Annotated in this window: 22 protein-coding genes; 1 reads left to right on the top strand and 21 read right to left on the bottom strand. The window is 48.6% G+C overall.

Annotated features, from left to right (window positions below; all coding sequences use genetic code 11):
* Positions 1-156 precede the first annotated feature (156 nt).
* The gene (gene fliE, locus EC843_RS05055; protein ID WP_121813821.1) at positions 157-468 is read left to right on the top strand and encodes a flagellar hook-basal body complex protein FliE; all 312 of its coding nucleotides are present in this window, start codon (positions 157-159) and stop codon (positions 466-468) included.
* Positions 469-503: 35 nt separating this feature from the next.
* On the opposite strand, the gene EC843_RS05050 is transcribed toward fliE, so the two are convergent.
* From EC843_RS05050 to EC843_RS04945, 21 genes are all read right to left on the bottom strand, one after another.
* Entirely contained in the window at positions 504-1790 is a 1287-nt protein-coding gene (locus EC843_RS05050) for a DUF3596 domain-containing protein (RefSeq protein WP_133521806.1), read from the bottom strand.
* Between the two features lie 32 nt (positions 1791-1822).
* Positions 1823-2080, bottom strand: a complete 258-nt coding sequence (locus EC843_RS05045; protein WP_133521805.1) for an excisionase family protein — start codon at positions 2078-2080, stop codon at positions 1823-1825.
* A gap of 145 nt (positions 2081-2225) precedes the next feature.
* Complete coding sequence (locus tag EC843_RS05040; RefSeq protein ID WP_133521804.1) at positions 2226-2693, bottom strand: hypothetical protein; 468 nt, start codon at positions 2691-2693, stop codon at positions 2226-2228.
* Positions 2690-3028: a DUF551 domain-containing protein gene (locus EC843_RS05035; protein ID WP_133521803.1), complete on the bottom strand. Its 339-nt coding sequence runs from the start codon at positions 3026-3028 to the stop codon at positions 2690-2692. The genes EC843_RS05040 and EC843_RS05035 overlap by 4 nt, the downstream gene beginning before the upstream one ends.
* A gap of 1 nt (position 3029) precedes the next feature.
* Positions 3030-3689 (bottom strand): hypothetical protein, encoded by a 660-nt coding sequence (locus tag EC843_RS05030; RefSeq protein WP_133521802.1) that lies wholly within the window; start codon positions 3687-3689, stop codon positions 3030-3032.
* The gene (locus EC843_RS24640; RefSeq protein ID WP_133521801.1) at positions 3682-4104 is read right to left on the bottom strand and encodes a hypothetical protein; all 423 of its coding nucleotides are present in this window, start codon (positions 4102-4104) and stop codon (positions 3682-3684) included. Before EC843_RS24640 ends, EC843_RS05030 begins: the two co-directional genes overlap by 8 nt.
* A gap of 112 nt (positions 4105-4216) precedes the next feature.
* Positions 4217-4384, bottom strand: coding sequence for a DUF2737 family protein (locus EC843_RS05020; RefSeq protein ID WP_133521800.1), 168 nt, complete (start codon positions 4382-4384; stop codon positions 4217-4219).
* Positions 4385-4394: 10 nt separating this feature from the next.
* Entirely contained in the window at positions 4395-4688 is a 294-nt protein-coding gene (locus EC843_RS05015) for a hypothetical protein (protein WP_133521799.1), read from the bottom strand.
* Between the two features lie 71 nt (positions 4689-4759).
* Positions 4760-5170, bottom strand: coding sequence for a regulator (locus EC843_RS05010; RefSeq protein WP_133521798.1), 411 nt, complete (start codon positions 5168-5170; stop codon positions 4760-4762).
* Positions 5170-5730 carry a hypothetical protein gene (locus EC843_RS05005; protein ID WP_133521797.1) on the bottom strand — a complete coding sequence of 187 codons (561 nt, stop codon included), beginning with the start codon at positions 5728-5730 and terminating at the stop codon, positions 5170-5172. Before EC843_RS05005 ends, EC843_RS05010 begins: the two co-directional genes overlap by 1 nt.
* Positions 5730-6560: a PD-(D/E)XK nuclease-like domain-containing protein gene (locus EC843_RS05000; RefSeq protein WP_133521796.1), complete on the bottom strand. Its 831-nt coding sequence runs from the start codon at positions 6558-6560 to the stop codon at positions 5730-5732. The genes EC843_RS05005 and EC843_RS05000 overlap by 1 nt, the downstream gene beginning before the upstream one ends.
* Entirely contained in the window at positions 6557-6847 is a 291-nt protein-coding gene (locus EC843_RS04995) for a host-nuclease inhibitor Gam family protein (protein ID WP_133521795.1), read from the bottom strand. The genes EC843_RS05000 and EC843_RS04995 overlap by 4 nt, the downstream gene beginning before the upstream one ends.
* Entirely contained in the window at positions 6844-6999 is a 156-nt protein-coding gene (locus EC843_RS04990; protein WP_133521794.1) for a host cell division inhibitory peptide Kil, read from the bottom strand. The genes EC843_RS04995 and EC843_RS04990 overlap by 4 nt, the downstream gene beginning before the upstream one ends.
* Positions 6984-7115 carry a hypothetical protein gene (locus EC843_RS04985; RefSeq protein ID WP_133521793.1) on the bottom strand — a complete coding sequence of 44 codons (132 nt, stop codon included), beginning with the start codon at positions 7113-7115 and terminating at the stop codon, positions 6984-6986. The genes EC843_RS04990 and EC843_RS04985 overlap by 16 nt, the downstream gene beginning before the upstream one ends.
* A 90-nt stretch (positions 7116-7205) precedes the next feature.
* On the bottom strand, positions 7206-7511 hold the full coding sequence (locus EC843_RS04980) for a hypothetical protein (RefSeq protein ID WP_133521792.1): 306 nt from the start codon (positions 7509-7511) through the stop codon (positions 7206-7208).
* Between the two features lie 104 nt (positions 7512-7615).
* Complete coding sequence (locus tag EC843_RS04975) at positions 7616-7876, bottom strand: hypothetical protein (protein WP_133521791.1); 261 nt, start codon at positions 7874-7876, stop codon at positions 7616-7618.
* 2 nt (positions 7877-7878) lie between these two features.
* A complete protein-coding gene (locus EC843_RS04970; RefSeq protein ID WP_133521790.1) occupies positions 7879-8175 on the bottom strand; it encodes a hypothetical protein in 297 nt (98 codons plus the stop codon).
* Positions 8176-9449: 1274 nt separating this feature from the next.
* Positions 9450-9653: a hypothetical protein gene (locus EC843_RS24515; protein ID WP_208111308.1), complete on the bottom strand. Its 204-nt coding sequence runs from the start codon at positions 9651-9653 to the stop codon at positions 9450-9452.
* A complete protein-coding gene (locus tag EC843_RS04955) occupies positions 9629-10381 on the bottom strand; it encodes a DUF1828 domain-containing protein (protein WP_133521787.1) in 753 nt (250 codons plus the stop codon). Before EC843_RS04955 ends, EC843_RS24515 begins: the two co-directional genes overlap by 25 nt.
* Positions 10378-10941, bottom strand: coding sequence for a hypothetical protein (locus tag EC843_RS04950; protein ID WP_133521786.1), 564 nt, complete (start codon positions 10939-10941; stop codon positions 10378-10380). The genes EC843_RS04955 and EC843_RS04950 overlap by 4 nt, the downstream gene beginning before the upstream one ends.
* A 109-nt stretch (positions 10942-11050) precedes the next feature.
* Positions 11051-11764, bottom strand: a complete 714-nt coding sequence (locus EC843_RS04945; protein ID WP_133521785.1) for a helix-turn-helix transcriptional regulator — start codon at positions 11762-11764, stop codon at positions 11051-11053.
* Between the last annotated feature and the right edge of the window lie 5 nt (positions 11765-11769).

Below are 11769 nucleotides of genomic sequence, written 5' to 3'. Positions count from 1 at the left end.
CCCACAACAAAAGTTCCACAAAGATGGCAACGTTATTATTTTCTTTCTTAGCGGTTTTGATGGCTGAATTAGCTCTATTTATTGCCGCTATTTAGCGCCTTTGTCCTGGTGACAAGGTGGTAATCTTGCCGCGTTTAAAATCACTGGGGCAGGGAAATGGCAATTCAAGGTATCGAAGGCGTACTTCAGCAGTTGCAGGCAACCGCGCTGTCAGCGGGGAATCCGGTTCAGAATTACGAGCCAAAAGTGAGTTTTGCCGGTGAGTTACAGGCAGCTCTTGGCCGTATCAGTGAAACGCAAACCGCTGCCCGTACTCAGGCTGAAAATTTTGCCCTCGGAACACCGGGTGTTGCGCTCAATGATGTGATGGTCGATCTGCAAAAATCGTCGGTTTCGCTACAGATGGGTATCCAGGTGCGCAATAAGATGGTGTCGGCGTATCAGGAAGTGATGAATATGCAGGTTTAGTGGTTTAAGCTATTTGATATATAAAGAAATTATCATCAAACTGCTTTTGCGTGGGGCATGGATGGGACAAATGACGACAATTTCTGGTTAAGTATGGCAATCTGGTCGCTGTCGTTATCAGCCATCCACTTACCGTAAACCTGATAAACCATCTGTGCATTCGAGTGGCCCATTTGCGAAGCAATAAAGCTTGGGTTCGCTCCGGCTGTTAAAGACCAGCAAGCATATGTGTGCCTGGATTGATACGCTTTCCGATAGCGTAATCCCGCGCGGCGCATAGCAGCCTCCCAACTCTGGTTTACCGAGCCTACGGCATAGTGATGACCAGAACGTCCGTTCTTCGCATGCAGGGAAGGGTTGAACACAAACGTGCATTTGTGGACTTCCTTCTTTCTGTACTCCCTGAGCAGCACATCAATCTCATACTGTTTTCCTAATCTGGTCATCTCGGCCTGATCACGAAGTATGTCCTTTGCAGCATCAATAAGCGCAATCACCCGATCCGTACCCGCGTCAGTTTTTGGAAGGGTGAACTCCTTCTTCAGCGTGTGGTTACGGCGAACGGTAATAGTTCCGGCCTTCAAGTCGATATCCTCCCAGGCTAATGCGCACATTTCCCCATGACGCAGACCGGTATACACAGCCAGTGACCAGAAGTTTTTAACTTGCCGGTTGGCGCAAGCATCAATCAACCGGATAAACTCATCGCGAGTGAGTGGATCTGGTTCGACTTTAGAGCGACGCATTGGCGCCATACCTTCCATTGGGTTCTCTTTCACATAGCCATTAGACTTAGCGAAACAGAGCATTCCATACAGCACACCCATGTAAAAGTTAACGGTGGCAACCGAGCGCCCGATTACAACTGATTTGTGGCCACGCTTTGGATTCTGTAACCCTGTTAGCAACTCCTTCCTAAGCGAAAGCATCCTCTCCTGGTTAACTGATGTGATTAGAGTTCCGGCGCCAATCATTGGGATTGTATTTCTTAACGCAGACTGATAGCGGCCCATCGTGTTATTGCAGATATCCATCTCTTTCAGCGAAAGCCATTTCTCAGCCAGATCCTTAACTGTGATGCCATTCCTTTCCTCGCCAAACTTCATGAGGTTGGAGGAGCTCGGGAACTGTGCTGCGTAATTGAATGTGCCGGTCTTTATTGCGAACGCCACTGACGAACGCAATTCACCCGCTGACTTCCTGTTTTTTGGCGTATCGGGAATGCTCAACTTCTCCCGAACGCGCTTACCCTGATACATAAACCAGATACGCAAAAACCCTCCGTGGTTCTCAACACCCGGTGGATACACTATCTTTCCCATGATGACTCCTGTTTGTTGAAAGGGGTGACAGGTTAAGCTTTTTTGCGTCCCGCGGCACCAGGCTGATTTGATGCCTGGCGTTCAATCCATACATTAATTTCAGGAAGGTTGTACATGCACTCGCTGGTAGGTTTCGGCTCACCCTCTGGCGACACGTGCAGATATTGGCGCCCCTGCATCCAGGATGTTTTGCGCGCGCGGCGAATGGTGCCTTCACGCAGGCCGGTAACTTGGATCAGCTTTTCTTCTGTTACCCACTTATTTGGAACCAGTTGAATTAATTCGCTCATGGCTTTCTCCAGGCGTAAAAAAACCGCACGCGGCGGTAGGTTATATATGGTCTTTAATCGGTGAAATTTACTGCGAATAGCTCACACGTAATCCATTCTTGTTGCAATGGCTCACATGCGAGCTTATTGGTGAGTGGTGAGGTGGTTATGGTTCATTTGTGACACTTTTCGGCGGTCGATAATCATTAGCCATCTTCACGCCAAGGCGAATATCATTGAACTCAATGTCGCCCTTGATGCGATTGTGTCTGAATGCCACCGTCAGGAACTCCAGACATTGCGCATCAGTCCATTCATCCGGCACCGGCACAGCCTGGGGTGGCGGGGTTGAGAATAACTTGAATCCGTCAGTAAAATTATTCCAGTCCGCATGCGAATGTAGGCAGACAACTCGCGCATCAGGATGACTACCGCTGTCGTCATATTCTCCCAAGCAAACCTCACCAATAGGCTCCTTGCTTGCCTTCCGGTACGCCAGCAGCTCGCGCGCCATAGCTGCGCACTGTGTATGTGATGGAGGGAATGCCATCTGATCAACGCTTCCAATATTTGCTACTTCTTCAAGCCGCTCATCACTCAGCACCTGCTCTAATCCCATGCGATTGGTAGTCATAGATCCTCCGGTCCTTCTGGAATAGGTGCCCAATGGGTGATGTCGAGGTCTGTCATGCCTTCAATCTGGAATGACCATTCCCACTCGCCGGTTTCGACTTGGCCCATCCCATACCATAAAGAACGCCATCCAATTAGCTTGCCCTCACCATTGGCATCAAAAAGCAATACGTTCTCGTTACCAGGTGGCAGGCAGTCGTGAACACTAAACCACGCCTCATTAACTGCATCGCGCCATGCCACAGACACAAGCTTCCCGCCGAGTATTTCAATACCTGCGTTAACTGCCGGTTCCTTCCCGTCCTCAAACTCAACAACGAAAGTTACTTTACCCATCTCACTCACCTTCCACTGTGCCGCCAGCGGCGCGGATTGCTTCGATGACCATGTCCTTATGGAGCCAGTCTCCGGAACCGCTCATAATTGCTCGATACGATGTAGACTGCTGCCCGCCTCGAATCACTGACGGCTTGGAACCATCTGGCAACTTAACGTATAGCGGCGCAGCTTCACGCATAGCATCATTGGACTTAACGCATAGTGGGCGAAATTCCAGCTCATCAGCCTTAGCGCCAAGAGCTATCGCCCATACTGCCCATTTATCCTTCTGCTCTTGCAGCTCCGCACACTTCCGCTTCATCTCTGTCAGTTCATTGGATAGCTGCATCATGCCGTTGGGTGCGGATTCGAGTTCATCCCTGCGATTCTCTGCGGCTTCTGCTCGTCTCCTCAGCGCCTCACTGCAACCCTCAGCCTTGCGAATTGCCAAATCCAGATGTTTGTTTAGCGCATTTTCGGCTTCCAGCGCCGCTATCAGTGCATTGAAGCGTTGGGCTATGGATTCATTGTCAGGAAACTCCTTTTCCCAATCTTCACGCAGAATCTTCGCGCTGATAGGATTCATGGTGAACCGCTCGACCATTAAGCTTGATAATTGCTTAGTTATCGCAATCATTCGCACATCACTGTTAGTGGCTTCGTATGCTGGGTTAGTCATGGGTGGACTCCTTGCGCAGTTGCGAGGCGAATGCTTTTGCAAGCTCATCAACATATCCATGCGTGAAATCCACCGGGCTGTGCGGGTAGTCAATATGTGCGACGAACATATCCACGCCCTGCGCCTGAACGTTTGCAATAGCAGCGTCGGTGGCCTGGGTTTTGATATCGTTAAGCGCGTCAGTAAATCCCCCGCGCTCCATGCAAAGCTCAGCTTCGTAATCAGCATCGAAGGCCGCGCTCTTACAGAATTTCTTCAACCCCACATTTTCCGCAACCAGCGCATCACGCTCTTTCAGTAGCGCGGCATAGTCTTCATGCGAGACATATTCACCATCGGAGTTTTCATTTTGGAAAGCTGAAAACTCCGCACCAAAATCGTCGTTGTAGTAAAAGTCATAACGTTTAACTGTCATCTCTCATCCCTCAATGCTGAGCAAATTGCTCGCGTTCGTGTTTAGTCGCATATCGCCACAGGTACGCGCAGTGGCTCGTATTGCATTGCTCTCTGTTGCGTTCATGAGAGCCTCAGTGGTGAGTTATTTTCTTCATGAAGGCGTCGATGTGCCGGTTCTGGTCAGGCGGTGGGAAGCTATGCCGCGCTTTCAATTCTGTTTCACTTGGCATTGGGCGCTGTCTGCGTTCGATTTTTAAGTCTCCCGGCGTCAGATCGGGATTGTATGAGTTGCTTCGCATGGGTAATCCCTCAGAGTTTTCCGGCGCGATACTGCTGCTCGGCTAAGGTTTCTTTGCTGGATGCTTCAATAGCCGGAGCCAGAAGCTTTCTGTTGGCTTTGCCAATGGTTGAGTCAGGATGGATATCAAGGCCTGCGAGCGGGGCGGTTACGGCTTCATTGCGGGCAATAATTTCACCGCGCCGGATATCGACTTTCTCAATGACCTTGTCGAAGCAATCAGCACATGAAGTAAAGCCGCGGTACTCATATGCGTTATTGCCATCTACCTCTTTCTTGCAGAGGCAGCACTTATACATTTCCATGGGTAATCCCCTTAGTCGCTAGTGCGATGAGGTTTGTGTTTGGATTTGATAGTCGGGGTAGGTGGCTGGAATCAGCCGAGTGCGTCGATATAAATGCCAGCTTTGATAAGTCTGGCCCGGCGCTTCGCCGCTTCGATGTTCTTCTCTTTCATGCCTGGGTGAAGGTGTGACAGCGTCCTTTTGCTAACCAGAATGCTTTTACCTGCGGTTGGTTTTACCCGGTTGCCGCCGATGCTTTCGAGTGTGTAAATCCTGTCCAGCCTCCTTCCTTCCAGCTTAACCCATTCACTTGCTGATATAACCGCAGTGGCAGAGCCAGAAAGCAGGGCGCTACGTGCATAGCGGTTGAATGCTGGTAAATCCATTCCGAGCATTGCGGCAAGCTCCGATCCGGTTGCTGGCCCTTTACTTAGCCGCCAGCAAACTCGCTCCTTCATCCCTGAGTTATTGCACCCGCGCCGATAGAAAATTAAGTGTTTCATCACTCACCATTTTCATTTCCGAGTTCTGATTTCCGCGCCTGGTATGCTTCATCAAGCTTTTTGAGTTTGTCTTCATCGCCAGTTAATGCGGCTTTCGTTTTCTGGTAGAAGTGCTCGAGCTTCTTGTCGGTGGCAGCGATTGCCCGCTCACAGAACCATGAAAGCGGATCGACGACATTCAGCTTTTCAACTCGGTGCTCGGTACGTTTGCCGCGGGAAGTGGTGAGCATTAGCGAGAATGCCGCCTCGACGTGACTCATTGCCTTAACTTTGATGCCGCCAACTGCCACGCCGCCATACTTAACTGACGGGTCACCAACAAGTGTCAGTGACTTACCCACCCACGAATGCCCATCATTTCCCCAGCCACCAATCAGAACGCGACGCATTGATTTAGACGGCTTGTATGGACGACCATCGAAACCTTCAAGGTCAATCATTACCGGCTGTTCTTTGTTTCCAGCACGAACTGATTTGATTACTGCCGTTATGCTTTGCGACTGCACATCCTCAAAGTTGAGCTGGTCAGATTTGGGAATTATTGTTTGTGACAGATCCATTAGAGATATACCTCCTCGTCAAATTCTTCTTCAAACAGATAGCCAGGCACGTTGATTTCGCTTGATGGCAAGACCATTCCTTCCGTCTGCGGCGTGTCGCCAGCCATGCACTCAACGAGCTTATTCATGGCCTCAAACATGATCTTTCTGCCGAGCTCAAGAGAGTCCTCTCCGATGTAGTACATGCAGTTTTTGAATGGCGCGGTGTTCTCGATAGCGAAGAAACAGAACTGGTTAAGCTCGCGCCCGGTGACCAGCTTCAGAACGTACAAGTAAAATGCCGCCTGCACGTGGTAGTGATACTGACCGAATGCCTGGCTGAATCCGCGCTGCGTTGCGTCCCTGCAACTTTTCACATCCAGCGGGTAGGGGTGGCTATCTGATAGTCTGTCGAAACGGCACTTGAGGCGCATGCCAGTAATAGGGCAGGTGGCGAACATTGAAACTTCTGAGCGCCCATTTGCCGCCATGTAATCGGCAAAATCATCATTAAGGCCAGACGATTCAATCATCCGGTTTATGGTGTCGACTTCATTGCCGATGAGTATCTTTTCCGGATCGCAACCAGACGCCAGCGCTTTGTATTCCTTTGATGCTCGGGTGCTGATATCTGGCTTTAACAGGAACTCCCGTTCAAACAGTTCCGGCTCAAGCAGAGCTGCGTGTATCGCCGTTCCGATCTGCGCCGATTTGCTGCCTTTGAATGGGTTGAAATAGAGATTTGCCGGGCTGACGCTAATCGACTTGATTGTCGTTGAGCCGACAGCCTCATCCTTGTGGTAGTCCTCATTCGACAGGTCGTAATAAATCCCCGATCGTAATTCGCTCACTGGAAGCTCCTGTTAATTTTCGCCTGGTTGGTTGCGATGATTTCCGCTGCAAGCCGCAGAAAGTTGGCCGCCGCATCCTGAAACTCAACGTTATCCATGAATGCCTGTGAAACGGCTCTCTTATCGGCGCTCAGGGAGGAGGTGATCATTGCTTCGAGCTTGCTGAGTGGTAGCTCGTTATCGAACTGATCCGCCAACTCTGCCTCTTCTTCCTCATCAAGCACCTTGAGTGCCTCGGCATTCTCACGGCGCACTTCTTCACGGTCATAAGCGCGATAAGCGTTCATTTTCCCCTCCGATACCACGGGTGGTTAATTGCCGACTTCATTTCTTCGTTGGCCTGTAACCACATCCGGCCGTCTCCGAGGTAGCGAGCGATAACAGCCTTGTTCTGCGCTGCTTTAAGCTTGTTGTGGTTGATGCTCAGTGAACTCTGCATAAAGCCTCCAGGTACTTACGGGCTGCTTTAACGATTTGCTTGAAACGTCGGGATAGTTCGGATTCTGGCGGGTAGTAAGCGGACATGATGCCGCTGCCCGCGATGGCGTACATCATGGGTGAGCTCCTGTTAGGTTTGTGTTCATTCATCAGCGTTGACGCTCAGGGATGGACGCAATAAAAAACCACCCGAAGGTGGCTGCGTGATTAATCGTCATCTTCCATGACAAGCACCGTATCGTCAGGAACTTGCAAGGTAAGCAGGGTGCTATATCCATGCTCATAGATTGAATAGGATGTAGGCCATGGCGGTACGGCAGCGCCTTCACCGACTGGTGATAGCCCCACACTCCACAAACCGGTATCAAGATATTGACCAACAACCAACAGCTCGCCTTCGCTTGATTTAAGGTGATATTTACCAGCATCGTTAAAGCAGCCAATCTCCTCTCGAATAGCGCCTTCACATTCAAACAAGTCATCACTGGCACCATAAAAGCGCAGTTCTTTCATACTTTTCTCCAGTTAAAAAAATGCCGCCACAATGGACGGCAATCGGAACAACGAGGGTTCAGTATCTGTTCTCAGGGAAAGCTGAAAGCAGATACGGAAGCTGGTTAAACATCTTCTAGCGCGTAATCACAAATCATCTCGCAATTACCCGGATCGCCTTCTTCGCATGGGCGTAATCCGATCTGCTGTGACTCCTGCTTAATCTCGCCCCAGCAGACCTGCGCCACCTCATCAGGCCAGCCGTCACCAGCATCGCCACGGTAATAATCGATAGCTTCCTCGGCAGCGGTTTTGGCTAACTCTGCTGTTGGATATGTTTCAAATCCATTGTCGGGGTCGTACATGAAAAATTGCTTCTTCGTCATATCTATTCTCCTGTAGCCTTGCTGATAGCGGCGATTAACTGAGCCAGTAGACATTCTGTAGGGTTCATTGAACCAGCTTTAGGCTCATATCCTGCCGCGTAAAACTGGTTGCGGGCGCGCTGGCAAGCTTCGAGTAATTCAGGCGATGCTGCGATTAACTTTGCGTTTGCCATCTCAACATCATCTGCCAGATAGCCAACGTATTTTGCAACCACCGAAAATTCGTAATCATCACGGATGACAAGGCACTCTTCCGCACTTACATGCCATGGCCCCGGCGTTCCTTTGAACTCACTCATCATTCACTCCAATCTGCATAAAAAAGGCCGCACTAGGCGACCTCAAAATGGTTTGTAGCCGTGCTTAAAGGCGTAATCATATGCCTCGTCTTTAGTGTCGAAATATTCATATTCAGCGAATCCATTCTTGAGGTACTGGCAGCACCAATGAGGTGGGATACCATCCTCTGGACCGTAGTTCTGATGAAATACATCAATCACTTCTATTTGCTCTGACATAACTACCTCGCTGTAATGTTCTCTGACTTACGATGCCCAGCGCTATACATAGCCACCTGTGGCAGGGAAGTTGATGTGTTCTCATGCTTCTGTTTGATTAAGTTCATAGCTGATATCCAACGCCAGCTTTGCGTAACCGACCCTGGTCGCGAGTCCGTTCTCTTCCATGAATACGAGCTCGCTGCGTCCAAAGTTAGTGTGACCTGGAGTGCCCGCCTCAATACTGACCGTAGGAAGCTCGCTGTAACGACTTGCGGGATAGGCGAATTCTCTGCCAGTAGATTTGACACGGATTATTATTAGCTTGTCAGTTACCATCCCTTATCACCTCGCTGTTAAATTTTCACTCTTGCGGAATCCCGCGCTAAAGATCGCCACCTGTGGCAAACAAGCACCTCCTGACTCGCCTTTAGGCTCACGCCAGTTTGGAGCGCGAAGAGCGAGCTCAACTCGTCCAGAAATAGCGTCCGTCTTTACCGAGCCGCAAGATTCAGCTCGGCGCTTTGCCATCAACTCTCCGCGCTTTAAGTAGCGACGAGTAACGCTATTCTTTGCAACTAAAGTGATCATGTTCACCTCCGGTTATTAGCTTTGGTGGTGTGGTGTGCGCATTCCTGCGGCTACACGAATCGAACGTGTCACACGGTCAGCCTTTCGAGCCTGCCGTCACCCATATGCCGTAGTAGTCATTTCTGACTCACCACACCCCAAAGCCAATTACTCTTTGGTCTCCCACAAGGGCGGGAGAAATAATCCATCAATGTTAAAGTGACTGCGTTCCTTGTCGTACTGCTTCAGCGTCCTGCTGATGGACTAATTAAAAACTATAGTTGTTTTATAGTCAACAACCATTGTTGTTTGTTTCGGTTTTTTTAGTTGTTATTTTATCTTTGTGGTTGTTTTTATTGGGTGTTTATTTTTTGTAAATGCCATCTTAGCGGCTATGTGGTAGGTTGTTATGGTCGAAATTCAATCGAGGGAATGTCATGGATCTGGATGAAGAGCGAGTAAACATGATGGTTAGTGCTATGGGAAAGGCTGTAATGGAATTATCGTTAGCCAATCAGCCAGTAACGCAGCAGGCTATCATCGACAAGCTGGAGCAGTACCGCAAGGAGACGGGTAATGTGATCGGCAAGGGGGTTAACAGGGATGCCGCCGAGATAGTTCGGAAAGGTAGCGTGGCGATTAAGTAGCGGGCAATAAAAACCCGGCTCGGTGGCCGGGTTATGCATTAGGCTGCAAGCCTCTTTATCCATGACTCTCTCTTCGAAAAAGGCAACACATGGCTGGACTCATTAAAAAGAAGTGAAAGCTGCTGCATCTGATCCCCGATGGCGTCACTATCCACGATTATGAATCGGTTATTAAGTGCATCATTGGCGTTTTTCAGGTCAATCAACTTGCCGAGAAGTGAATAGGCACTGTTCCAACTACCACCATGCTTGACGCTTGAGGTGAATATATATTTCGGCTCGGCAGTTTTTAAAGTTACGGGGACTGTTATCTGATGTCCGCTCATTCCTATGACATTATCTCTAAGTGAAATTAGATCTTTCACCACAGAATGATAAAGGTAATCGATCACTACACTTTCGAATTTTTCAGCCTGAACTGGCTGATACCAATCAATTGATAAGGTCGATGCAAGAATGCCAGCTCTGATGATATCTGAAGTTACTGAACCAATGTTACTCTCAGTGGCCCAGCCAATAATCTCGCCGCGCTCGTTTAATTCAGCCCCTTCTCTATGAAGCAGATAACGAATTTCATCTAGGCGTTTTTTAGTGAGGGATATGCCTCTCGCCTCCATGTTCATGAGCGCGTCACACCTATCGCTTACCAAGAACCTTCCATTTACTTCTCTAACAAATGCACCAACATGCTCCCCATCATCACAATAAGTGAATGGGCTGATAATTCTCATAGTTTCGCCTATAGGATGGCATTCGAAACCGAGTTGTGAGATCACCGTTGAGCACATCATAATCCAAGTCCTATCTGTCCAGATTCATCCTCAAGAGGGATAGGTATTTTCCCCGCACAAGTAACATTGAGTTTATTGCAAAAGTAGTTCCAATACCCTACCAGGTCGTCAGGTTTTATGCCCGAAGTAATAGGGAATCCAATTTTTTCACTATAGTACCCAGCTTCCTCGTAGTACACATGATAGTGAGGTCCGAAAACACTGTCTTGATAATCAGGCCTGTCAATTCGATAGCTATTTTTATGTTTATCAAAAGGATAAGTATCTACAGCAAAAATTCGTTTCTTATTGTAAAGTGCAACAAGATTAATTTTTGGGTAAGTAATTCCAGCGACAGTTTGTGACTCATGGTCTGGCTTCCACTGAAGAAGGAAGGATAACCCTTGTATAGGAATGTCATCCTGATCGGTGGGAATAATTTGCATTTGTAACCACATCAACGGCCTATTAGGTGGAGGCTTTGGCCCCCATTTCACTCCAGTGAAATTGACTGATTTTTTACTATAAAGTACATGGTCAACCTCAGCTTGGCTGGGTAGGTAATCGTCTGTTTTAGCCACTAATTAAATTTCCATTTTCCCAAACCAAGGTGAGCTAAAGTGATTCCAAGAATGCAATTAATCACCGAATCGCAAAATTCACCTACTCGAAGATATCTTCAGGCCACTGCTAGTAGTCCAGTACTGACCACCAAAATACACGACCAATGATTTCTATATTGCTGATTGGCTTATCTTCTGGTGGATACTCAGCTACGTTGTAACTACGTACGCTTACTGTATCAGGACCGACACGATGTAGCATTTTTACGCGCTTCCACCCATCCTCGCTTATGGCATATATCTTTCCGTCGATGATCTTTTTATCTTCAGTGTTGATTGCTACGGTTGTTCCATCAGGAATATTTGGCTCCATGCTGTTTCCGCGAGCTGGGAAACAAAGAATTCCATGCCCATCAGTGCTGGCACCAATGCGGCGCAGGGTTGACTTGGAGAATCGCAGTTTGAACCCGTTATAGTCTTCCTCGTTATAGCTACCATCACCACACGCGAATTCAATATCCTTCAAAAATGGCACTTCCACCTCATCATCTCTCAGTGGTGTTTTGCTATCCCAAACATCAACTGTTCCCCACTCACTTTCAGGAGGAATAGAGTTCTCTATTTCTGCTGCACTCATCGGGCCTTTCTCTTCAGATAGCCACTCCGGACGCACACCAACAACCCTGGCGATCTCTATGAGCTTCGTCGAGGTTTTCGCAGACCCATTTTCAATTTTCTGTATAGCAGCCTGACTTATGCCGACTTTCTCACCCAAAACCTTCTGGGATAATCCAGCCTGAAGCCGCGCCATTTTTAGCCTTTCGGCAAGCGTATTTTTCATATCCA

It is taken from the genome of Buttiauxella sp. JUb87 (assembly GCF_004361975.1).
In the GTDB taxonomy this organism is placed as follows: domain Bacteria; phylum Pseudomonadota; class Gammaproteobacteria; order Enterobacterales; family Enterobacteriaceae; genus Buttiauxella; species Buttiauxella ferragutiae.
The sequence above is the reverse complement of the archived record's forward strand: the minus strand, read 5'-3'. Positions and strand labels throughout refer to the sequence as shown.